Below are 22,611 nucleotides of genomic sequence, written 5' to 3' on the forward strand. Positions count from 1 at the left end.
CGCGTGTTATTGCGGCAAACTAAACATGATTTCAACCAATTGTCCTTCCCGCTCAACCATGATGGAAACTTCAGTTAATTCAGGTAATTGGCTCATCATTTCTAACGCCTGACTCATCACAGTCAGGTCGTATCCATTAATCGATTTCGCAAGGTCATTGGGTTTAAAGCCCGCTTGCTTAAAAAGATTCACATCTTTACCCGGATTTAAACGGTAACCCACGACGCTTTCGCCCTGTCTGACGGGAGAAATCGCGATGTAATCGGTGATTTTGCTGGGGTCGGCTAAGAGTTCGCTGCGGGATTCGGCCAGCTCTTGGGAAATTTCAGCATTTTTGCGCTGATCCACGCGGCTAACCACCTCGGCTTTTTCACTCTTAGCCTTTTGTAATTGCTGATTCGCCGGGCTTTGGCTGGTGTAAACCAGACCATCGAGCATCAAAGTCTCGTAACGGCCCGCGTTGGTGATGATAATCCGGTCGGCGTAGACTTCTTTTAACGAAGCCGAAGTGCCTTTGATCTTATCGCCTAGGCTATAGGTTTCTTGGCTGCCGCTGGACTCGATAATCGCGAGGCCTTTTTGATCGGCGGTCGAGGCCACCACACCCGTTAATTGAATCGAGAGAGAAGTCTTAGGCGCATCGGTCACAGTCTCAACCACTTCCACTTTCGGTTTATCGGTTTTGGCGTCGGCTCTGCCAAACAGTGCAAGCTGCTGTAATCCCGCCAGATCAACTTGCCCAGCCCCTTTACCTGTCGTGGTGACAGCCGTAGGAGACCAAGCCGTTGGGGATGAAGTGCTAGGTACGAGTTTCCATGTAATTTGCGCGGCTAAGAGTAAACACAGAATAAAACCAAACCAGAAAACAACCTGACTCAATGGCTTATGCGGGATACCTGCAGCTTTAGCGATAACTTTATCTAATAAATCCATATTTATGTGGACCCTCAATACAGGTCTCTGTTCTGATTATAAAAATTAGAATGTTCGCCACATGCTAACCTAGGCCGCATTTGGCAACAACCCCATAACAGTATTGCAATTGGCGAAAATTGGCCATTTATGCTAACTTTGCCCGCCTAAAAAGGGTGTGAAGCGCACCACCCTTTAACATCATCGCAATGCGACTTAGGCATTTTATTACTCAGCATGTGAACTCATCGATCTTTTATCTTGGAGACACTATGACGCAAAGTGTAAGCGACAGTGGCAGCGTTCGACTCGATAAGTGGTTATGGGCCGCACGTTTTTATAAAACCCGTGCCATTGCCAAAGAAATGATCAACGGCGGCAAAGTACATTACAACGGTGCTCGCACCAAATCTAGTAAGAATGCCGAGATAGGTGCCGTCCTTAAGATACGACAGGGATATGACGATAAAGAGATCGTCATAAAAAAATTATCTGAAATGCGCCAAAGTGCATCGATTGCGCAGGAATTGTACGAAGAAACGGCCGCCAGTATAGCCAAGCGTGCGGTAAATGCCGAAGCAAGACGATTGAATATTCTCAATAATCCTGCGCCCGACCATAAACCGGATAAAAAGCAACGACGCCAACTTATCCGATTTAAAGAATGCTAAGAATTACGTAAAAGTTACCTAACAGTGAGATACAAGATGATACAAGATATTTTAAACCGCTACCTGTTCGACAATGCCGATGTGCGTGGTGAACTCGTACAGTTACAAGACAGCTATCAGCAGGTGATTGGCTCACACGCTTATCCACCCGTGTTGCAAATCCTGCTGGGTGAATTGCTGGCGGCGACGTCTCTGTTAACTGCCACCTTAAAATTCAGTGGCGATATCAGCGTGCAGCTGCAGGGCAACGGCCCAGTATCACTGGCGGTGATCAATGGAAATAACCAGCAGCAATTACGCGGTATTGCCCGCTGGGAAGGCGAGTTAGCCGACGATGCTAGCCTCGCCGATCTGTTTGGCCAAGGTTATATGGTTATCACCCTGACGCCAGATGAAGGCGAGCGTTACCAAGGCGTGGTCGCCCTCGACAAACCAACCTTAGCCGCCTGTGTCGAAGACTACTTTAACCAATCAGAGCAATTACCTACTGCACTCTGGTTATTTGCCGACGGTAAGCAAGCTGCGGGTATGTTCCTGCAAGTCTTGCCAAGCCAAGAAGACCACAATGCCGACTTCGAGCATTTGTGTCAGCTGACCGCGACCATCAAGGCTGAAGAGTTATTCACCTTAGATGCGCAGGACGTATTGCACCGCTTATATCACCAAGAAGAAGTGCGTTTGTTCGATCCTATCGAAGTCAGCTTCAAATGCACTTGCTCACGTGAGCGCAGCGCAGCCGCGATCAAAACCATTGATCAAGCCGAAGTTGAAGCCATTCTGGCCGAAGACGGTAAAGTCGAAATGGGTTGTGAATACTGCAATGCCAAATACGTATTCGATGGTATTGATATCGCAGCTATTTATGCCAACGGCACAGCTTCAAATACCCAGCAGTAAGTCAAAATTGACTGTTAAAAGGGCACCTTAGGGTGCCCTTTTTTGTACCGCCTCAATGATCCAGCTCACACTTTACCCGCGGATAGGATACAATCGGCACACTTTGTCCCCTAGCACGCCTCGGGCGATAAATAAAAACAAATCGGCAGACGATCGATAAAAAAATAACCTTACAAATACAAGTCAATGGAGACCTCACTATGGCGGATGGATTAAACCGCGTTCATTACAACCCCTCAACAGCACAACTGGTCGAATTTGCCCTGCTACGCGGCGAAGGTGAATTGACTGCAAACGGCGCACTGGTCGCTAAAACCGGTACCCGCACAGGTCGCTCTCCTGGCGATCGTTTTATCGTAAAAGAAGACAGTTCAGCGGCTGACATCGAATGGGGACCCGTCAACCAAGCATTTGAACCCGGTGCTTTTGAAGGATTATGGGCGCGCGTAGAAGCATTCCTCGCCGATAAAGAGTTGTTTGTATCTGACCTCGAAGTCGGTGCAGATCCAGAACATTACCAGCCAGTGCGCGTGACGACTCAATACGCTTGGCACCAACTGTTCGCCCGCAACCTTTTTATCATCCCAGAAGAATTTAACCGTCAAGACAAGCCTGTATGGCAAATCATCAACGCGCCAGACTTCGTCTGTGTTCCTGAGCGTGATGGTACCAATTCAGATGCGGCGGTGATCTTAAACTTTGCCGAGCGCAAAGTGTTGCTAGCGGGCCTGAAATACGCTGGCGAAATGAAGAAGTCGATGTTCTCTGTACAAAACTTCCTGCTGCCAGCCCAAGGCGTATTGCCAATGCACTGCTCGGCTAACGTAGGTAAAGACGGCGACACTACCCTATTCTTCGGTCTGTCAGGCACGGGTAAAACCACCCTGTCTGCTGATCCAAAACGCTTCCTGATCGGTGACGATGAGCACGGCTGGGCACCGGGCGGCGTATTCAACATCGAAGGCGGTTGCTACGCCAAGTGTATCGACCTGAGCCAAAAGAACGAGCCTGTGATTTGGGATGCGATTCGCTTCGGTACTGTGCTGGAAAACGTGGTAATGGACGAGCACCGCGTGCCTAACTACAAAGACAGCAGCCTGACGGAAAACACCCGTGCGGCTTACCCACTCGAGCATATCGCCCAGCGTAAAGAAGACAACCGTGGCGCCGAGCCACACGCTGTTGTGTTCTTAACCTGCGACGTGTCTGGCGTGTTGCCACCGGTTTCTATCCTGAGCAAAGAGCAAGCGGCTTACCACTTCCTCTCTGGTTACACCGCTAAAGTCGGTTCGACTGAAATCGGTTCAACCTCGGCGATTCAGTCAACCTTCTCTACTTGCTTCGGCGCGCCTTTCTTCCCACGTCCTGCGGGCGTGTATGCAGAGCTGCTGATGAAGCGTATCGAGTCATTCGGTAGCCAAGTGTACTTAGTGAACACTGGCTGGACTGGCGGCCCACACGGTATTGGTAAACGTTTCGACATTCCAACGACGCGCGCGATTGTCGATGCGATTGTCAGCGGTGAACTGAAAAACGTCGAAACCGTACACTTAGAGACGCTGAATCTGGCCGTGCCTGTGGCGGTACCAGGTGTAGACACTAACCTACTCAACCCAGTGAACACTTGGAGCGATAAGGCACTGTACGCCGAATACGCCCAAAAACTGGCCGAAGCCTTCACTAAGAACTTCGCTAAGTACCAAGTGTCTGATGCCATCCGTAACGCGGGCCCAAAGGCATAAGCGTAGCGAATTCATTTAGATAATCTAATCAAACACATTGTTGAGTAAAAAAGCGCGGGTTCAGCGATGAACCCGCGCTTTTTATTTGCCTATGGATTTTATGACTAATACCAATCGTATTAAATATCTGTTCATTCAGCGGGAGTTAAACGGGCTTTAAACAAGGCGAAGGCTTGAAGGCATAGTGGCGCTCTGTCGAAAGCCTTAAACGCACTAAAGTCACTGCGATAGATTTTTTGTGTTTTATTTCTTATCGATTAGTTAAACCAAGCTTAAATTAATGCTGCGTTTTTATAATCATCGATAACAATCATCATTTTTAGGAAGCGGCACCCAAATGGAAAACCATAAACCTGTCACTGGATTCCAGCGATTTCTCAATGGCGTCGAAGTCGTCGGCAATAAACTGCCCGATCCGGCAGTGTTATTTGCGATGTTTCTGGGCTTAGTCTGGCTGATCTCCTGGGGATTATCGGGTGTCAGTTTTGATGAAATCGACCCTCGAACTGGTAACCCCATTCAAGTCGTGAATATGCTCGAAGGCGGTGCACTGACAGCCTTTACCTCGACAATAGTCTCCACCTTTGTGACTTTTCCGCCGCTCGGCGTCGTGTTGGTTGCTATGCTGGGTCTTGGCGTGGCTGAGCATACCGGCTTTATTAATGCCGGGCTGCGCTCGATTTTATCTGTTACCCCCAAGATGTTACTCACTCCGGTATTGATCGCCGTGGGTATCCTGAGCCATGTCGCGGTTGATGCGGGTTATGTACTGGTTATCCCGCTCGGCGCGGTGATCTTCTATGCCGCGGGTCGTCATCCCCTAGCCGGCATTGCCGCCGCTTTTGCTGGCGTATCCGGCGGTTTTTCTGCGACCGTGGGCGTACCATCTAGCCTTGACCCTATGTTAGCGGGCTTAACTCAAGCTGCGGCAAGATTATCCGCCGACCCAGCGGCCGCTACATTAACGATTAACCCACTCAATAATATCTTTTTTACGTCGGCTTCAGCCGTATTAATCATCTTAGTTGGCTGGTTCTTAACGGATAAAGTGATTGAGCCGCGCCTAAAAAACACTGCGGTGAATGGCGATCCCAGCACGCTCCCAACGCTTGATGAGCTCGCGCCCCATGAGCGCCGTGGGCTTAAATTCGCCATGGGCGCCATGTTGTTATGTGCCTTAGGGCTGGTGTTTACCGCCTATGGTGACAACTCTGCCTGGCGTGGTACCGATGGCGCGCTAACCAGTGCCTCGGCTCCCTTAATGCGCTCCATTGTGGCGATTATTTTTGTGTTCTTCCTCGTGCCAGGCATTGTCTATGGCTATGTTGCGGGCACGGCGAATAACCACAGGGCCATTATCCAAGGCATGAGTAAGTCCATGAGCGGCATGGGTTATTACATCGTCATGGCCTTTTTCTGCGCCCAGTTTATTTATGCCTTTGGTCAATCCAATTTAGGTGCATTAATGGCGATTAAAGGCGCGTTGGCGTTGAAAGAATTGGCCCTTCCAATGGGTGTGACTCTGGTGGGGATTGTGTTTCTCACGGCGTTCGTCAATCTATTAGTCGGCTCGGCGTCAGCCAAATGGGCCTTGATTGGTGCCATCATGGTGCCGATGTTAATGGAACTGGGCGTATCGCCCGATCTGACTCAAGCTGCTTACCGCGTGGGCGACTCGTCGACCAATATCATTACCCCACTGATGCCTTATTTTCCGTTGATTGTGGTGTTTTGCCAAAAATACGTTAAGGAATCAGGCATAGGCACCCTAGTGGCACTGATGCTGCCGTTTTCAATCAGTTTTCTCCTGCTTTGGAGCGGTTTCTTATTGGCTTACTGGGCCCTAGGTCTGCCATTAGGAATTGGCAGCTCGCTAACCTTCCCCGCACTATCTTAGCCTTAGCCTGAATATCGCTTGGCTGAGAGCGTCGGCTGAGCGACTACATATAAACAAAAATGGCGCCAACTCGATAAGAGCTGACGCCATTTTTATATCTATTGAATCAAACGATTGGGCTTACTTAGTATCCGATCTCAATACTAACTCGACACGGCGATTCTGCTGCTGCCCCGCCTCATCACTGTTGCTAGCAACGGGAGCATGTTCACCTATGCCTACGGCTTCCAATTGTTGAGTTTGAATACCATGACTCGTGGTCAATAACTTCACAATTGCCGCCGCGCGGCGTTGGGATAGACCTTGGTTATAGGCTTGATTACCTTTGTCATCGGTATGACCCACCACATAAAAGGCACGCTTAGGATTTGCCTTTAAGTAACTGGCAAGCACCTCGACAACGGGCTGCGCCTCGGGCAATAACTTGTCGCTATCGTACTCGAATAACAACCCTTCTAAGGCAACATGCCCCTTAGCTTCAATTTGGTCGGTCAGCGCCTCAAGATTAATCCCCACGCGGTCATCCTTAAGCTCAGTCTCCTCTAACACCCGCAAATCGGTCCATAACCCGCCGATATAACCTATGGTATAAGTGCTCACATGCACATTCCCCTCGGGACGCGTTAAGGTATACCAAGCATAAAACTGGCTGTCTTCATTACCGATATTCACTAGAGAATCGATAGCTCTGATAAACCTGTCCTCCCTACCACAGGCCTTTCCCTGACACTCAAATTGCGACTCGAATCCGAGTTTAGTTAATGCCACCTTATAGTTAGTGAACACCTCGTAACCCGAATATTCCTTTGGTATTGAATAGCCATTTTGAGTCAACTTACCCGCACGCTCCACCAGCACAGGCTTATTGCTTGTATCCATTGAAGACACAAATACTGTGCTCGCAAAGCCTTGGCGTTTAAAGTCTTGGATATAGCTTCCCTTTAAGCGGCTGATAAGCGGATGATCCTCGGCGCCATTCGTATCCTTCTTTTGATTATCTTTAAACTCGATTTGCTTAGGCGCCTGCTGCAAAAATGCAGCATTAACTGTGACTAAATCTAACGGCTCGGGGATCACCTCGAGCGTTGTAATATGAATACCCGCAGAACTCTTCAGATTTGCGGCTTGTATGGCGGTATAAAACTCTTTTTGCTCATTCTTCACTCGAGCAAACAAGTAACCACTTTCAACACCTATAACGCCATCCAACAGGGCAATTTTCTCTTCCAATAAGCGAGAATCACCACAGGCCTCAAGCAGACACTCGAATAGGACTTCGCCACCAAGTTTTTTAATCTGTTCACGGTAATTATCGAGAATATGCGCAGGGCTATATTCGGGCGCTAATTTGTATTTTTGCTGATAGACCTGACCGAAGATAGGCTTAAAACGATAGTCAGACCTTTGTTCACCCGCGCTGATAATAAAGGGATATTCGGCATAATGGCGCGTCAATTCATCCTTTAATTTCGCCGTAGGAAAAGGCGTAAATAATCCCTCATCCGCCGCCATTAACGACAAAGGCAACAGGCTCGTCGAAATAGCCAATAGTCCCGCTAAATAACTCCGCTTAGAAACACGCATCAATATTTACCCTCCATAGAAATACTGCTGTGAAAAGTAACACTAAACGGATTGCGCAATAACAAATATGAAACAAGTTAATACTTTAGCGTGATTGAGGCGATGGGTTGTACAAGCAAAAATAGCTGTCGAAAATGCAGACTGATTTAAAAACAGCCGCATTTTGACCGGAAGGATGCCAAACGTTGTCGTGAAAGGGATTTCACATCAAGCCGCATGTTTTATCACAAGCGGCGTCGATTTTTATCCACTCAGACCGATACTATCGCCCTTCTTAGTCACCTAGGCTCATGCTATTTGGCTTGGCCACGAATAACACTGCAATACGTTGAATACTCGACGTTATCAGATGACTCCACGCTAACTTAGTGCAATGGAAATTGCCGAATTGATGTAAGGACACAAGATGTTTAAACCTAAACTGCTCTCATTGCTGATCGCCACCAGTTTGCTGACGGCATGTTCTGGCTCAGACGATAAAGATGACACCACCACGCCAGAGCCGACGCCACCCACAGAATACGCCCATAAAGTCACAGGTCAGGTCACTTATATCGGCGCTATCGCCGGGGCCAACGTGTGCGTGGATCTCAACCAAGACTTAAGCTGCTCAGAGGGTGAACCGAGTACCACTACGGACACTGACGGTAAGTATCAAATCGATTGGAAAAGCGCGACCGAAAAACCTAACTATTACCTGCTGGCCAATTGGATTGATAACGCGCCTTCATCTGCACGCTCGGCATTGGCGGTGAGCTCCGCCGCTGCTCACACCAACGCCACCACAGGTGGCATGAATATCGTTGCCCTGCCCGATCATGCGGGTCATATCAACGCGCTGACCAATATTGAGTTTTCACGCTATCGCAAGATGATTGAAGCCGACTTAACGCCAGAGCAAGTGATTGAGTTCCGCGCCAAACTCAAAAACTTATACGCCACTGGATTTAAACAAGTCGAAGCCGATTTATTTAGTCTTTCGCCCGAAATCACCCTGCAACCCACATTTCTCGACACCCTGCTGTTACACGATTACCTGCTAAACCTCACCAATGAGCGCACAGTGGAAATTTTGGCGGCTATCGAAGTGTTAATCGCCGCATTTGAAGCCTTCGAGAATTTAATCCTAGGGTACGGCTTTGGCACTGAGGCTTATCTGCAAACCAATCCCGTTGCCGTCACCAATAAGGTAGAGAGCACCTTAGTGTCCTTCGGTTATATGGAAGCGCCGGTTGATGGTAAGGCGATGAACAGCACTGACTGGGATACAGTGTTTAGCAGCATGCTCAATCATACCGACGCATCTCATGTGCTCAATATCGCCACCGTTCGCAACAGCCACTTTGTCAGCTTAGATTATGGTACTGCTGATCAAACTCTTACTGGCGTATTTTCAGGTAACGCTGTGATGATCTTCGACAACACGTCTGGAGATGAGGTCCCTACCGAATGCTGGAATGAGCCAATGAAAAAATGGATCAATGCCTCGCGTAACGACCAAGGGTATGTGCTTAAAGAACCTGTGATTGAAGGTAACAAAATAAAGACCGTTTATGCCGGCACTGAAGTTCCTGTCGAAATGAATTTCCATAAGTATCAAAACACGGCCGCTGACTGGCAGGATTTGCTGGCAAACCTCCCAAGCGACCTTAAGCTGGCGTCACTCAGTTGGCCTTCGCAAATCTATCGCATGGATATAAAACAAACGGCTGATGTGCTTTGCCGCGAAGAAGATCCCATCACCTATGAAACGGGCGTTGAAACCGCGAGCGAGCTTTCCTCTAGCGTGATCGTTGAGCTATTGTGGCCCTTCGCTTACCCCGAGAGTTTCGTTGAGGACTCAACGAATAAATTCACCATTCTCGATAGCTTCGGTCAGCCTGAAAGCCAACATGAATGGAGCATTAGCACCAGCCCGAACGGCGGCAAGCTGCTAACTATCACTGAAATTGTTGAGGATCCGATTGCTAGCCAGATGGTGCAACCGAGCTACTACCTTGTGACCTCAAACTTGCTGACCGAAGTTGAGCTAAACACGGCATTTGATACGACTGACAATAAACAGTTATATCGCTTTACCTACGACCAAAGCTTCAGCAACACCCTGCACAACCACTTTAAGTCGCTAGCAAAGTAAACCTTACTCCCTCCGCGCCCCTAAGTTGATTCCTCTGGGGCGCTTATCTCAACTTAAGTCGCGATGCCTCGCAAAGAGCCCATCAGAGGCTGATAAACGCATCTCGCTCATAGTAAAAGATAATCGCTTCAAGCAGTTCCTGTTCACTGGGCTGAGCAGTTTGCTGCTTAAGATTATCAATCACGTCCTCTATTTGATCCGTGTTTAGCAGGTAACCATAGTCACTGTGGCCTAAGCCATCCTCAAAGGCATCAATTTCGGCATCTGATAGATCCCTCATTAGGGCGTGTTGACGTTTCAGGGTTATTTTTGCAGCAATTTGGCGGGCTTTTATGCAAGGCAAAGTCCGTACAGTGTAGTTATTCTACATAAACGGACGATAACGCGGCAGAAACGCCAGCCAAATGCTGCCCGAAGGGTTCGCCTGGCAAGCCCTTGCTCTTTGTCACTCGTCATTTGAGTAGAATAACTACACATCATTCCTCGTTTCGCGAGCACGTGCTTGCCAGAACGAACAAAATCTAATCTCGAAACGTCAACACGCCCTAACCACTATCGGAAACAATAGCGTGGTCAGCTGTAGGGATTCACCTTCATCAAGATCTTGATAAACCAGCCAATAACTTAATCCGGGTTGTTCGATACACTTTTTTATCCAGCGCTGTAACGACTCGGGCTGACCAAAAAATGAGGTGATATTCATAATGTCCTCGAAATAGCGTTGTCATAGGGAAAACTGAGTGAGTCACTAAGTTGATGGTCATAGAGGCTATTCACCACTCTCAAGATGCATACAAGTAACTGATGGAAGTTCTCGCGACTCAGCCCCAAGAATACGAGAGGATATCTGCGTCCATCAAAGCCAAAATCACAATTCATCAATTCGATGGGCAAAACCCAAACCAAAATTAAATAAACATCATTTTATGATATACATTTTTAAACATTATCAACTTAGGCATGGTGTTATTTAGATTTTGGTTATTTTCAAACCAAGCTTGGTGATGTTTCACAAAACCCGTTACGCCAACTGTGATACCTTAAGCGCCCAAAAAAAGTGTCAGGGCTGAGCTTTTACGCCAAAAGCGAGGGCAGGCCTGTAAATAGATAACTAGTCTTAAGACACAAAATGCCGCGGTAACTGGGGAGTTTCGCAAGAATGAAGAGCAAGAGTTTATTAGGCAACATTGGTGTGCAAGTGGTTATTGCCATGATGATTGGCGCACTGGTTGGTTTTATGATGGGCGAAAGTGCGAGCATCTTCGCACCACTGGGCACCATCTTTATCCATTTAATCAAAATGCTAGTGATCCCACTGGTGCTGGTTTCTATCATCAGCGGCGCCGCCAGCTTAGGCGATAGTCCCTCAGCGGGTAAGATTGGTGTCGGCACCTTCGGTTTCTTTATTGTCACTTCGGGGATTGCCGTTGCCTTAGCATTAGTCATGGGCAATATGTTTACCCCCGGCGCAGGGGTCGACTTTACCGCCCATAGCAGTAGCGGCCTGATGGAAGTCACCGCTGAGCATGGCGCACTGCCTGGGGTAATGGACACCTTTATTGGCATGATCCCAACCAATGTGTTCGAATCGCTGACTGGCGGAAATATTCTTCAAATTCTGGTATTTAGTATATTTTTCGGTATCGCGCTGACCAAGGTCAAAGGCGATGGCGCTAAGCCCATCATGGCGGCGTTAAATACCGTCGTCGACGCCTTTGTGTGGATGATTAACTGTGTGATGGTGATTGCGCCCATTGGGGTATTTGGCTTGATGGCCGATTCCGTCGGCACCTTCGGTTTCGATGCCTTAGAAGTGGTGTTTAAGCTGTTTGCCGTGTTTGTGGCCGCGATTCTGATCTACGGTTTTGTGTTCTTCCCCTTAGTGGTACAGCTGTTTTCTAGGGTATCGGCGCGCCAATTTATTTCGGCGATGAAAAAACCTCAGGTGATGGCACTGTCGACGGCTTCATCCATGGCCACGCTGCCTGTGAATATGGAAACCTGCGAAGAAGATCTTAAGGTTTCTAAGGCCACCACCGCCTTTGTGCTGCCTTTAGGTGCCACCATCAATATGAGCGGCAACGCGATTTACTATGGTTTAGTCGCCATGTTCTTCGCGCAGATGTACAACGTCGATCTGTCGATGACCGCCTATGCCGCGATTATCTTTACCTCTACCTTAGGCGCCATTGGCCAAGCGGGTGTACCCGGTCCATCGTTTTTAGTGGTCGCTGTGCTACTGGCCGCCGGTATTCCGATTGATGGTTTACCGCTGTTATTCGCCCTCGACCGGGTATTTGACATGATCCGCACCGCGCTCAACATCACGGGTGATGCCGCCTGCGCCGTGATTATGGATAAGTACACCACAGAGCCAAACTCGAACTAACTGTGCGAATACATTGATATACCAAGGCTTGAATAGGCTTGCTTATTCAAGCCTTTTTTATGGTTTAAACTTCGAGATACCGCATCTTATCCCACTGATTTTGTATCACTTAATGCAGATTTATGTGATCTTGGCGACGCCTTGGGCTAAGCTCAAACGGCGCCGCCTCGCAATTTGTATTTCTTTATCCGCCAAGCCACTCGAGCACGATGCCTTTCTGCGATAATGGCTTGGCTACTATCAGTCCAAAGGAGTGTTGCATTATGTCCGTTTTTGCCCCTGCAAGCCCTTTTGCCGACTTTATCTATCGTCATTTCCGTGCCATTCACGCCCTTAAACTCGGCCTCGCCCTGCTAATTGCCGTCACCATTAACGCCATTTGGTCGCCGCCGCATTTTATTTGGAGCATGGTGACCATAGTGATCATTATGATGAGTCTGCCGCAGGTGGGCGGCGCGATTGAAAAGTCCCTGCAACGGGCGGTAGGCACTTGTTTAGGTTCGGCTTATGGCGTGATGTTAGTGGCCACTATCGACAGTTATTGGCTGATTATGGGGCTGCTGATCTTAGGGGTGACGCTGATCTGTTTTATCTCGGCGGGGCGCTACAGCTATGCCTATCTGGTGGCGGGATTCACCATTATTATCGTGGTGGGCGATGCGAACCACGACACCTCAGAGGCGCTCTGGCGCACGGCGAATATTCTGCTCGGTTGTGTTATCGCCATTCTGGTGTCGCTGTTTATCTTCCCGATTAAGGCCAAACAGGACTGGCGCAGCCAGCTCGCTAATGCCATCGACAATATGGCCAAGGTACTGACCCAACATCTACAGGCCGCCGCCAACCATGATTTAGATTTTCGCGCCGAACTCGAAGCGGCGATGAAGGCGGTATTAACCCAGAAGAAACTGTTTTTCTCCCTCGAGTGGGAAAGCCAAACCCTGAAAAAACATAAAGTGCTGCTGGCGGAATTAGTCAATAAACAAGTGCGGCTGATCACCCTACTCGAGTTATTACCTTTGAGTCGCTGGCAGGAGGCCGACAAAGAGGCATACCACCAAATCAACAAAGTCGCCGCCGAGCTTACTGCGTATCTTCACAGACTGAGTGAATTTGTTGCGGGTAAAACAGCCACATTGCCCACACTACCAAATGCATTAGAGCAAGAGTTGCAACACAGATTACAACTCAGCTTGGCCGTTCATACGCCAAATTCGGCCCCTTTAGCCAATGAAGTCGCGCAGGGATTTGCCCTCACGGGATACGGCTGGCTTATCTATCAACTCGCCATTGCCGTCGAAGCGCTCTACGCCGATATCGAGATTATCGAAATCGCCTATAGCGGACAAACCGTGTTACATAAAACCGCCAAACCTTCATAGACTGTTACCACGGGGCATGGCAGCGAAAATCACTCAGTCATATCAAGATAAACCCTTGGCAGCCCTTGCACTCGCAGGGGCTTAATGAAAAGATACCGCCCTAATAAAAATTCGATGTGTGGACTGTTTTCATGCGCTTGTTTTCCCCTTCCGTTATCGCCATAGCCTGCTTATCGGCGGGTTCACTATTTACAGCCCAGTTAGCCGTTGCCGCAAATGCCGAAGTCGCGCAGCCTGAAGTGACGACTGGACCTGGCAACGCTGAGGCCGCTAAAACTGACACGGTTGACACCAGTGCCGAAAGCAGCGTTTCGCCCGCAACAGAAGCGGCTCCCGAAGCCGCAGTGACAGCGACACCGACTCGCGCCAATACCTTTGTGAATGACGCCATTCTACCGCCGAGCATCACGTGGCACGGTGCCAGCGAGTCGTTGTTACTCAGCGCCGATAACGAATGGGCGACGCCCTTCGAGCAAAGCAACGGCACCGAAAGCCCAAGCTATGACGACACCATCGCATGGCTCGACCGATTGGCGGCCGAAACCACCAAATTGCAGAAAGTCAGCCTAGGTAAGAGCCCTCAAGGGCGCGACATTTGGATGTATGTCGCCAGCAGTGAAGGCATTAACGAATCGGCACGTCTAAAGCAAAACACTAAGCCGACGATTCTGGTGCAGGCGGGGATCCACGCGGGCGAAATCGACGGTAAAGACGCCGGCATGATGCTGCTGCGGGATATAGTCAAAGGTGATAAAAGTGACCTGCTCGAAAAGGCTAACTTGCTGTTTGTGCCTATGTTTAGCGTCGATGCCCATGAGCGCAGCGGCGAATTTAACCGTGTTAATCAACGTGGCCCAGTCAATATGGGTTGGCGCACCAATGCCAATAACCTCAACCTGAACCGCGACTACGCCAAGGCCGACACCTTAGAAATGCAGCATATGCTGCGGGCGATTAATGTGTGGCAACCGGATCTGTATATCGATGTGCATGTCACCGATGGTATCGACTACCAGTACGACATCACCTTCGGCTACAACCTCGCCCAAGGCTTGAGCCCCGCCAGTTTCCGTTGGCTCGAAAATAGCTACCGCCCAGCGGTAGAAGCTGCGCTAAGCGCCCAGGGGCATATCCCAGGTCCACTGATTTTCGCCGTCGACAATACCGATATCACTAAAGGCATGTCACTGTGGAACCCTAGCCCACGTTTCTCTAATGGTTACGGTGACGCCCGCCATCTGCCGACTATTTTAATTGAGAACCACAGCTTAAAACCCTTTAAGCAGCGCGTACTTGGCACCTATGTGATGCTAGAGCAAACCCTAAAAACCGTCGGCGACCAAGCCACAAAATTAAAGAGTGCGATTCAAGAGGATAAATACCGCGCCTCGCCACTGATCACCTTAACGTGGAAATCGGCGCCACTGGCTAAAGGCTGGGATTTTAAAGGCATAGATTACAAGTTAGAGCAGAGTCCGATTAGCGGCACCGAGGTTGTGCGTTGGACGGGCGAGCCTAAGCTGTACCCGAATTTACCCGTGATTGCCGAAACCGTGCCCGATATTAAAGTCACTCGCCCGAGTGCTTACTATATTCCCGCCCAGTGGACACAAGTGATCGACCGCTTAAATCTACACGGCATTCGGATGACGCGTTTAAGCAAGCCAACAGAGCTTAAACTGCAGCAATACAGCCTGAGCAATCCGGTGTTTAATACCAAGGCGTTCGAAGGAAGACTCACGGTGAAGTCCGACTCGACACTGGCGAAACTGACCACCACCTTGCCTGCGGGCACAGTGAAAATCAGCACAGATCAACCCTTAGGCGATCTGGCGATTTTACTGCTCGAGCCACAATCACCGGACTCGTTACTGCAATGGGGCTTCTTTAACCCTATCTTTACCCGTACCGAATACATTGAGGACTACGCAGTAGAGCCGCTGGCCGCCAAGATGCTTAAGGAAGATCCTAAGCTACAGGCGGAATTTAACAAAGCGCTGGAAAACCCAGAGTTTGCCGCCGATCCAGAGGCACGCTTACGCTGGTTCTATGAGCGCAGCCCTTACTACGATAATCAATATCTTAAGTATCCGGTCTACCGTAGCCGTTAATCCATGCGTTAAAAACGGTAAGGATTAAGCAGGCTTACGCGCACTAATGCTATACACCAAGGGCACCTGTTGCCCTTGGTGTGTTAGCACATAACGGCCATCGGCTTGCGCCTCTAGCCCTGCGAAACAGTTATAGGGGCTAAACGCAAATTCGTGGAAGAACTCCAACACTAAGCCCGCCTGCAACAAGGCATTGATCACCTCAGACAAGCTATGCGACCAGCACATTAAGGTCTGCTGCTCATCGCCGGCATTATCGGTATAGGTCCCTTCCTGCTCTATGTCTGGCTCACCGCGATTAAAATAGCTATACCCATCGAATAGCTGCTGCGCCGGATGAAACTCGGCCATGTAAAACTGTCCGCCGGGCTTTAAACACGCCGCAATGGTCTGCGCCCAAAGCGTTAAATCCGGCAGCCACACAATGGCACCATAGGAGGTAAAGACAATATCTTGCGGCTCAACCTTGCCCGCCACGTTGCAGACATCGCTACAGATAAACTCGGCGGACAACTGCGTCTGCTGCGCCAACTTGCGCGCCTCAGCAATCGCCACCTCGGATAAATCGACCCCAGTCACCTTTGCGCCCATTCGCGCCCACGACAGGGTATCTAAACCAAAATGACATTGCAGATGCAGTAGGCTCTTACCCGCCACCGCAAGCTCATTTAATTCGATTTCCGTTAAGGAGGTGTTGCCACTCAAAAAGCCTTCAACATCATAAAAATCAGAGGTTAAATGCACTCGAGTGCGAGCATCCCAAGCGATTTTATTGGTCGTTAAGTAATCCATATGAATCCTTTCTGGTTATGCTGTTAGCCACGCGGGCTGAATGGACACACGCTAACCGAATAAGTGAGTAATTTCACCACTCTTTGGGAAAAATCACTCATTCAGCGGACATGTCCGCCTACGGCCAAGCGGACACATTTGAAGTATTCAACTGATAATTAAGGAATTTAAAAGTTGGCATAGGATGTGCTATCTCTCGACATAGCACTTATCGCCATAGACTCCGCACTCTGCAGTTTATCGAGTGTCGATAACAAGGAAGAAGAAAATGTCACTACGCCCTTTTATATTCACCCTCGGATTTGTCGCCGCCTTTACCATTGGCGTGTCACTCACTGGCTGCATTATCAATGTGAACGCCGCTGGCATGCCGGATTTAGACCACCAGCAACGTGAACTCAGCCTCGATGCTCAAGACCTGCAAGAGCTCGTCGCCGAAACCGGTGCGGGCAGCCTTGAAATAATCGGCGTCGAAGGCCTAAACCAAATTAAGTTAGTCGCTGATATCTATAGCAATGACGATAGCAAAGTGATTCTTACCCTTGAGAAAAAGGCCAACAAAGCCCAGCTTAAGGCCGACTTTGAATCCCATAGCAGCTTTAGTAATTACTCACCCTATATCGACCTTAAGTTACAAGTCCCCGCAGGATTAGCACTGGACATTGACGATGGTTCGGGTGCGATTTTGATCAACAAGATGACCGCGGATATCAAGGTCAAGGATGGCTCGGGCGAACTGGTTATCCATGGCGGCAATAATGTCAGCATCGACGATGGTTCTGGCGCGATTGAAGTCAGCCAAGTGAACGGCAACCTCGCGATTGTCGATGGCTCTGGCGGCATCCAAGTCAATGATATTAAAGGCAGCATCACCATCGATGACGGCTCTGGCGAAATCAACGTCGCCAATGTGCAAAACACAGTCACCATCAACGATGGCTCAGGCGATATCAACGTGGTGAACACTAAGGGCTTAACCATTCTCTCGGCAGGTTCAGGGGATGTGAGCTTCGATAAAATCGATGGCCCAGTAAGCAAACACTAAGCCCGTTAGACCAACAGCGTTACCGCTCCACCAACTTCCCGGCGTAGAGACTGATGTTGCAGTACCCAACCAAATGTCAGTCTTCTACCCACCCCTTTTGCGTTACCGTTCCATGGACATTCTTATGCACTTTATGCCACTAACCCCTTGTAGTGGCATCTTTTTTTGTGTCTGAGACTTTCTCAGGCTCAATTCAGGTAAGCCTTTGGTAACGTTTTACCTAATTGTTTTCGGAGCAAAATTTGTTGGTATCTCAATAAACTATCGCTGGCTTTTGAAGTAAAGCGATCACTTCACATCGAGATCAAATACCACACTGATAGAAGCTGAAAAAACCATATTCTCCTGCAGATATTGCCCAGTCACTTGAGGTTTGCCCAAACGTGAACCAGTGACCTCTATTCGCTCGATTCTATTATTAGCGCCATAACGGCCAATGCTGTCATCTGTTGAGGAACCAATGCTGTAAATTTTGCCAAGCATCGCCCCAAAAGCACTCGCCAATAAACTTCCTTTCTCTTTTGCGTCAGCGACAGCCAAGGCTCTAGCCTCATTTTTAAGCTCCACTTCTTTCGATGACTTCAGCTCAACGCGGGTGATTTCATCAAGTTGTACACTTAGAGCAAAATCCATAAAAGCGTTTAGTTTCTCTAAGTTATTGAGGGTCACTTTTAAGTTACGGCTTGCTCGATAACCATCAAGCACACGCTTTTCATTGTCCCCGTAGGAGTACTCAGGCGCTGTGGAGATTGAGGATGCTGAAACATTTTTCTTATCGACATTAAATTTACCAAGGCCAGACAAAAACTTGTTAACCCTATCATCGACATCATTTTTAGCTTCAGCACTTGTTGCTTTTAAGCTTTCCACTTCAAGATAGACCACTGCAATATCAGGGCTTGCCGTTATTTGAGCGGTCCCAACCACAGCAATATGACGATTATTCGGCAAGCTATTATTTGAAAGGGCTAAAGTTGGCAAAAATAACAAAACAATCAAAAAAATATATTTCATAAAACCTCCATGTAAGCAGGACTGACAATATACCGTATATGACGTAACAAGCCATAGCATCACCCGCAAAATTTAGTCGTGGGCGACCTGATATACTACGTCTTAGACTTTCTCAAACTCAATTTTGTCCAATAGCGTCGGTAACGGTTCGAGGGGCTAATGGGCGGCATCATGGCTTCTGGCTATCGTATTCCCTAATTGCCTGCCGCAGGCTTTCGCACTGTTACACCAGTGACTCGCCGTGGATACGTCCTTGTAGGCTCTACTAAAACATCCATGTTTTAGAAGGTCACTGGCGCAACAATGCTTGATTTGGTGCAACCATTGATAGCCGAGTAATACCTGATCTAACCTTCATTATTTCGTAGCCGAGATTAATAATGGATGTATCATTACACTCGCGAACATAGCTCACAATCCATTTTGAGGAATACTTAGAATGGGATATCTATCAGTGCAATCAATCTGACGCAGAATAAAAAACGCCTTAGGATAAACTATATGAACATACGTGGGTAACCCAAGGGGAAAGTAGAAGCTAAGTTGTTTTAAGTTACTATTAGGTATATGTTTCATATAATTAAATAGACATTAATTAGGATCAGAAATGCCGTCATGGTTAACAGCAGAAATAGTAATAGCCATCATGTCAATGTTCGTAGCGATACTGGCTTTGGGAACAACAATTTGGCAAGGTAAAGTCACCCAAACTCATAATAAACTTACAGTAAGACCCTATTTATCATGCCATGTATTAGTTTCGACACATCAAGATAGTGCTGGCGTTTACATCAATAATGATGGAATTGGACCAGCTATAATAAAAGCAGTCTCTTTTGAAAAAAACGGTATTGTTTTAAGCCTTGATGACTTCGATTACAAAGAAATATTTCCACAGCTTAATTTTGGTCATTTCCATTTCAATATTATTGGTATACCTGGATCAATTTTACCAGGACAAATGCAGTGGATTTTTTCAACAACTAAACACAAAGAAAATGCAACACTAATAAAAGACATCCTCAGTAGTTTGAAAGGCACTACATTAAAAATTGAATATGAATCTATTTATAAAGAGTCATTTGTTTTTTGTCAGACATTCTTCCCGAATATGTAATTCAGCGCTGAATTGATCGAAGCACCAGCTATTAAAATTTGCTAATTAACAACAGAATCGAGGCATGTACAAGCTAAAGGATACTCCGTGCTTAACGGGATTAAGCACTGACATGGAGGTGACCGTTGGCGGCATGGATGCCGCCGTCGAGCATACAAGGACGTACTTGCTGCGTGTCACTGAAATGACTGTGCTTAATCGTTCCCCACTATCATTCCAAACTCAATCATTGCCAGCTTTTGACTGCGGCTTAACTTTTTAACCGCGATTTCACGCTTGAGTGCATCACTGCGGGTGCCGACTTGCTCTTGATACATCAGGGTTAATGGCCCTTTGCCGCGCAGGTACTTTGCTGCTTTTGGGCTGCTTGATTGATGTTCGTTAAAGCGGCGGGCGACATCTGTGGTGATGCCTGTGTATAAGTGGCCATTGGCGCAGCGGATGAGATATAGATGCCACGTCGAGACTTGTTCTCTCTCTGATGTTGCGCCTTGCTCCGAAGTCACAGCTTGCTCAGCACCTTGCGCTTCTAGCTTGCACGAAAACTGAGCTTTGTTAACAGCTTGCGCTTGGCTAGCCCCTTTGGAGGGGCTAGCCGAGGGAGTTGAATTAGCGGCTTCAATCACTAAATCGGTCACCCGTTGGCGCCTACTTAGTCATGCCGAGCAGGCTTAAGAAGAAGGCATATTCCTGCGCTGTGTCTTGATACTGGCGGTAACGGCCACTCTTACCACCGTGCCCAGCATCCATATTGACGTCGAATAACAACACCTTATCGTCCAGTTTGTACCATTTATTTTGCACTTCACGCAGTTTTGCTACCCATTTCGCAGGCTCGAAATACTGCACCTGTGAATCATGCAAACCTGTGGTGACCAACAGGTGTGGGTACTCGTGGTCGGCAACATTGTCGTAGGGCGAGTAGCTGAGCATATAGTCGAAATAGGTCTTCTCGTTTGGATTACCCCATTCATCGTACTCGTTGGTGGTGAGCGGAATTGACTCATCGAGCATGGTCGTGACCACATCCACAAAGGGCACGTGTGCTGCAATGGCAAAGTACTTTTCAGGCGCCATATTAGCAATCGCGCCCATTAATAACCCACCAGCACTGCCGCCCGAGGCCACCACTTTATTTTTATCGCCATAACCTTGCTCGGTTAAGGCGGTGGTGACATCGATAAAGTCATAAAAGGTATTCTTCTTATTCAGCAACTTACCCGCATCGTACCAAGGGCGACCTAACATTTCGCTGCCGCGCACATGGGCGATGGCATATACAAAGCCGCGGTCGAGCAGACTGATCACCGACGAAGAAAAGTCAGGCTCTACAGTGTAACCATAGGAACCATAACCATATTGGTACAGAGGGTTGGTGCCGTCTTTCTTGAACTTATCCTTACGATACACCAAGGACACCGGCACCTTAGCGCCATCACGGGCGGTGACAAATAAACGTTCGGCGCGATATTGGCTGGCATCGAAGCCACCGAGCACTTGTTCCTGCTTAAGCAGATCGCGTCTATCGGGATTGCTTAAGTGGTACTCATAAATCGCCTCGGGCGTGGTCAGGCTCGAGTAGAAAATCCGCAATTTGTCGCTATCTTGCTGGGCGTTAACATCTAAACCCAGCACATAGGCGGGTTCATCAAAACTTAGCTCAAAGGGCTTTTGACCATTGAATGGCATCACTTTAATGCGCGTCAGGCCATTCTCGCGGGTTTGAATAATCAGGTAATCCTTCAGCACCAGCTCGTCTTCGATGCGCGCATTGGGATTATGGGCAACCACTTCCTGCCATTTGGACTTATCGGCAGCATCCTTAATCGCTACTTTCATCAAACGGAAGTTAGTCGCCTGCCAGTTGGTCAGAATGTAATAGCTGTCGCCCAGTTTAGAAACGCTGTATTCATGGCCTTCTTCCCGCGCGAGCACAGGTTTGAACAGGCTTAGTGGATCGTTAGCATCCAGCACCGACACTTCGCTGGTTGTGGTGCTCTCGTGGAACAGCACAATTTGCGACTCGTCTAAACTCTTGCCGAGGGAGATGTAGTAGGCATCATCTTGCTCCTCATACACCAACACATCGCTCGATTGTGGCGTGCCGAGTTCGTGGCGATATACACGGTAACCCAGCAGGGTTTGCAGATCTTTGGCGATATAAAACACATGGCGATTATCATTGCCCCAAACGATGCGTCCCTCTGTGTTTTCAAGCACATCGGTGATCATGGCGCCGGACTCGATATCTTTAAAATAGATGTGATACACGCGGCGGCTTAACACATCCTCACCGAAGGCCAGCATGGTTTCATCTGGGCTGACGCTGACGCCGCCTAAACCATAAAACTCATGGCCCTTAGCGCGCTCATTCACATCCAGCATCATTTGCTCAACCCCGTCACTGCCTTTGCGGGCGATCAGCGGATATTCGCCGCCCTCTTGGTAGCGGCGGTAATAGCTGTGCTGGTGCCATTGGTAAGGCACGCTCGACTCATCGGCAACGAGGCGCCCAGTCAGTTCGTTAAACAGCCCATCCTGCAATGACTTAAGCGGCTTAAAGTAGGCTTGGGTGTAACGGTTTTCGGCATTCAGATGCGCCAACACCTTAGGATCTTGGCGTTTATCGTCGCGCATCCAGTAGTAATCGTCGGTGCGAGTGACCCCGTGCAAGGTCATCACATGGGGGATTTTTTCCGCAACGGGCGCAGAGACTTGCCCTTTTGGAGTGGAGCAACCGGGTAATAGCATAGCGAGACCTAAAGTAAGCAGCAGAGTGCGCATGTATACGTCCTTGTGACGTTCAAACACCATCGTGGGGCACGACGGCAAGCCAATAAGTTGATGTGCCGGATATGATATACCCAAGCTAGCGCTTGTTGCGAGTTTCCTAAAGATTGCGCTTGCTTTAGGTTCTCAAG

The 22,611-nt window shown here is 48.5% G+C and carries 18 protein-coding genes; 10 read left to right on the forward strand and 8 right to left on the reverse strand.

Going from position 1 to position 22,611, the window contains the following annotated elements; translation table 11 throughout:
* Positions 1-6: 6 nt before the first annotated feature.
* Positions 7-933: a type II secretion system protein GspC gene (gene gspC, locus M0415_RS19240; RefSeq protein ID WP_088213084.1), complete on the reverse strand. Its 927-nt coding sequence runs from the start codon at positions 931-933 to the stop codon at positions 7-9.
* Positions 934-1,184: 251 nt separating this feature from the next.
* On the opposite strand from gspC, the gene hslR reads away from it, so the two are divergent.
* From hslR to M0415_RS19260, 4 genes are all read left to right on the forward strand, one after another.
* Positions 1,185-1,583, forward strand: a complete 399-nt coding sequence (gene hslR / locus M0415_RS19245) for a ribosome-associated heat shock protein Hsp15 (RefSeq protein ID WP_088213082.1) — start codon at positions 1,185-1,187, stop codon at positions 1,581-1,583.
* 36 nt (positions 1,584-1,619) lie between these two features.
* Complete coding sequence (gene hslO / locus M0415_RS19250; protein ID WP_249552975.1) at positions 1,620-2,480, forward strand: Hsp33 family molecular chaperone HslO; 861 nt, start codon at positions 1,620-1,622, stop codon at positions 2,478-2,480.
* Between the two features lie 200 nt (positions 2,481-2,680).
* Positions 2,681-4,222, forward strand: a complete 1,542-nt coding sequence (locus M0415_RS19255; protein ID WP_011715419.1) for a phosphoenolpyruvate carboxykinase — start codon at positions 2,681-2,683, stop codon at positions 4,220-4,222.
* Positions 4,223-4,559: 337 nt separating this feature from the next.
* Positions 4,560-6,119 carry an AbgT family transporter gene (locus M0415_RS19260; protein ID WP_220054378.1) on the forward strand — a complete coding sequence of 520 codons (1,560 nt, stop codon included), beginning with the start codon at positions 4,560-4,562 and terminating at the stop codon, positions 6,117-6,119.
* Between the two features lie 120 nt (positions 6,120-6,239).
* Here M0415_RS19260 and M0415_RS19265 read toward each other — a convergent pair whose 3' ends face one another.
* Positions 6,240-7,703 (reverse strand): OmpA family protein, encoded by a 1,464-nt coding sequence (locus M0415_RS19265; RefSeq protein ID WP_249552973.1) that lies wholly within the window; start codon positions 7,701-7,703, stop codon positions 6,240-6,242.
* A 406-nt stretch (positions 7,704-8,109) separates the two neighbouring features.
* On the opposite strand from M0415_RS19265, the gene M0415_RS19270 reads away from it, so the two are divergent.
* Positions 8,110-9,840 (forward strand): hypothetical protein, encoded by a 1,731-nt coding sequence (locus M0415_RS19270; RefSeq protein WP_249552971.1) that lies wholly within the window; start codon positions 8,110-8,112, stop codon positions 9,838-9,840.
* An 82-nt stretch (positions 9,841-9,922) separates the two neighbouring features.
* Here the strand turns inward: M0415_RS19270 and M0415_RS19275 are convergent, their stop codons facing one another.
* Together M0415_RS19275 and M0415_RS19280 are read right to left on the reverse strand one after the other, a co-directional pair.
* On the reverse strand, positions 9,923-10,120 hold the full coding sequence (locus M0415_RS19275) for a DUF7716 domain-containing protein (protein ID WP_249552969.1): 198 nt from the start codon (positions 10,118-10,120) through the stop codon (positions 9,923-9,925).
* 255 nt (positions 10,121-10,375) lie between these two features.
* Positions 10,376-10,543 carry a hypothetical protein gene (locus M0415_RS19280; RefSeq protein ID WP_249552967.1) on the reverse strand — a complete coding sequence of 56 codons (168 nt, stop codon included), beginning with the start codon at positions 10,541-10,543 and terminating at the stop codon, positions 10,376-10,378.
* A gap of 456 nt (positions 10,544-10,999) precedes the next feature.
* On the opposite strand from M0415_RS19280, the gene M0415_RS19285 reads away from it, so the two are divergent.
* From M0415_RS19285 to M0415_RS19295, 3 genes are all read left to right on the forward strand, one after another.
* Positions 11,000-12,229 (forward strand): dicarboxylate/amino acid:cation symporter, encoded by a 1,230-nt coding sequence (locus M0415_RS19285; protein ID WP_249552965.1) that lies wholly within the window; start codon positions 11,000-11,002, stop codon positions 12,227-12,229.
* A 263-nt stretch (positions 12,230-12,492) separates the two neighbouring features.
* Entirely contained in the window at positions 12,493-13,611 is a 1,119-nt protein-coding gene (locus tag M0415_RS19290; RefSeq protein WP_249552963.1) for an FUSC family protein, read from the forward strand.
* Between the two features lie 131 nt (positions 13,612-13,742).
* The gene (locus M0415_RS19295) at positions 13,743-15,722 is read left to right on the forward strand and encodes a M14 family metallopeptidase (protein ID WP_249552962.1); all 1,980 of its coding nucleotides are present in this window, start codon (positions 13,743-13,745) and stop codon (positions 15,720-15,722) included.
* Between the two features lie 24 nt (positions 15,723-15,746).
* On the opposite strand, the gene M0415_RS19300 is transcribed toward M0415_RS19295, so the two are convergent.
* A complete protein-coding gene (locus tag M0415_RS19300; protein ID WP_249552960.1) occupies positions 15,747-16,514 on the reverse strand; it encodes a class I SAM-dependent methyltransferase in 768 nt (255 codons plus the stop codon).
* A gap of 268 nt (positions 16,515-16,782) precedes the next feature.
* On the opposite strand from M0415_RS19300, the gene M0415_RS19305 reads away from it, so the two are divergent.
* The gene (locus tag M0415_RS19305) at positions 16,783-17,559 is read left to right on the forward strand and encodes a DUF4097 family beta strand repeat-containing protein (RefSeq protein WP_249552958.1); all 777 of its coding nucleotides are present in this window, start codon (positions 16,783-16,785) and stop codon (positions 17,557-17,559) included.
* Positions 17,560-17,847: 288 nt separating this feature from the next.
* On the opposite strand, the gene M0415_RS19310 is transcribed toward M0415_RS19305, so the two are convergent.
* A complete protein-coding gene (locus tag M0415_RS19310) occupies positions 17,848-18,573 on the reverse strand; it encodes an SIMPL domain-containing protein (RefSeq protein WP_249552956.1) in 726 nt (241 codons plus the stop codon).
* Positions 18,574-19,180: 607 nt separating this feature from the next.
* On the opposite strand from M0415_RS19310, the gene M0415_RS19315 reads away from it, so the two are divergent.
* Complete coding sequence (locus tag M0415_RS19315; protein ID WP_249552954.1) at positions 19,181-19,690, forward strand: hypothetical protein; 510 nt, start codon at positions 19,181-19,183, stop codon at positions 19,688-19,690.
* A 194-nt stretch (positions 19,691-19,884) separates the two neighbouring features.
* On the opposite strand, the gene M0415_RS19320 is transcribed toward M0415_RS19315, so the two are convergent.
* Positions 19,885-20,328, reverse strand: coding sequence for a GIY-YIG nuclease family protein (locus M0415_RS19320; RefSeq protein WP_249552951.1), 444 nt, complete (start codon positions 20,326-20,328; stop codon positions 19,885-19,887).
* 10 nt (positions 20,329-20,338) lie between these two features.
* Positions 20,339-22,474, reverse strand: coding sequence for a S9 family peptidase (locus M0415_RS19325; RefSeq protein ID WP_249552949.1), 2,136 nt, complete (start codon positions 22,472-22,474; stop codon positions 20,339-20,341).
* Positions 22,475-22,611: the final 137 nt, after the last annotated feature.

The sequence above is a fragment of the Shewanella sp. 10B genome (assembly GCF_023475885.1).
GTDB lineage: Bacteria > Pseudomonadota > Gammaproteobacteria > Enterobacterales > Shewanellaceae > Shewanella > Shewanella mangrovisoli.

What these genes read in the sequence shown, in the direction of transcription:
- M0415_RS19275 (WP_249552969.1), bottom strand. Translation starts at nt 10,120, where the DNA reads ATGAGGGATCTATCAGATGCCGAAATTGATGCCTTTGAGGATGGCTTA.
- M0415_RS19290 (WP_249552963.1), top strand. Translation starts at nt 12,493, where the DNA reads ATGTCCGTTTTTGCCCCTGCAAGCCCTTTTGCCGACTTTATCTATCGT.
- M0415_RS19315 (WP_249552954.1), top strand. Translation starts at nt 19,181, where the DNA reads ATGCCGTCATGGTTAACAGCAGAAATAGTAATAGCCATCATGTCAATG.
- M0415_RS19295 (WP_249552962.1), top strand. Translation starts at nt 13,743, where the DNA reads ATGCGCTTGTTTTCCCCTTCCGTTATCGCCATAGCCTGCTTATCGGCG.
- hslR (WP_088213082.1), top strand. Translation starts at nt 1,185, where the DNA reads ATGACGCAAAGTGTAAGCGACAGTGGCAGCGTTCGACTCGATAAGTGG.
- gspC (WP_088213084.1), bottom strand. Translation starts at nt 933, where the DNA reads ATGGATTTATTAGATAAAGTTATCGCTAAAGCTGCAGGTATCCCGCAT.
- M0415_RS19260 (WP_220054378.1), top strand. Translation starts at nt 4,560, where the DNA reads ATGGAAAACCATAAACCTGTCACTGGATTCCAGCGATTTCTCAATGGC.
- M0415_RS19285 (WP_249552965.1), top strand. Translation starts at nt 11,000, where the DNA reads ATGAAGAGCAAGAGTTTATTAGGCAACATTGGTGTGCAAGTGGTTATT.
- M0415_RS19280 (WP_249552967.1), bottom strand. Translation starts at nt 10,543, where the DNA reads ATGAATATCACCTCATTTTTTGGTCAGCCCGAGTCGTTACAGCGCTGG.
- hslO (WP_249552975.1), top strand. Translation starts at nt 1,620, where the DNA reads ATGATACAAGATATTTTAAACCGCTACCTGTTCGACAATGCCGATGTG.
- M0415_RS19325 (WP_249552949.1), bottom strand. Translation starts at nt 22,474, where the DNA reads ATGCGCACTCTGCTGCTTACTTTAGGTCTCGCTATGCTATTACCCGGT.
- M0415_RS19255 (WP_011715419.1), top strand. Translation starts at nt 2,681, where the DNA reads ATGGCGGATGGATTAAACCGCGTTCATTACAACCCCTCAACAGCACAA.
- M0415_RS19310 (WP_249552956.1), bottom strand. Translation starts at nt 18,573, where the DNA reads ATGAAATATATTTTTTTGATTGTTTTGTTATTTTTGCCAACTTTAGCC.
- M0415_RS19265 (WP_249552973.1), bottom strand. Translation starts at nt 7,703, where the DNA reads ATGCGTGTTTCTAAGCGGAGTTATTTAGCGGGACTATTGGCTATTTCG.
- M0415_RS19270 (WP_249552971.1), top strand. Translation starts at nt 8,110, where the DNA reads ATGTTTAAACCTAAACTGCTCTCATTGCTGATCGCCACCAGTTTGCTG.
- M0415_RS19305 (WP_249552958.1), top strand. Translation starts at nt 16,783, where the DNA reads ATGTCACTACGCCCTTTTATATTCACCCTCGGATTTGTCGCCGCCTTT.
- M0415_RS19300 (WP_249552960.1), bottom strand. Translation starts at nt 16,514, where the DNA reads ATGGATTACTTAACGACCAATAAAATCGCTTGGGATGCTCGCACTCGA.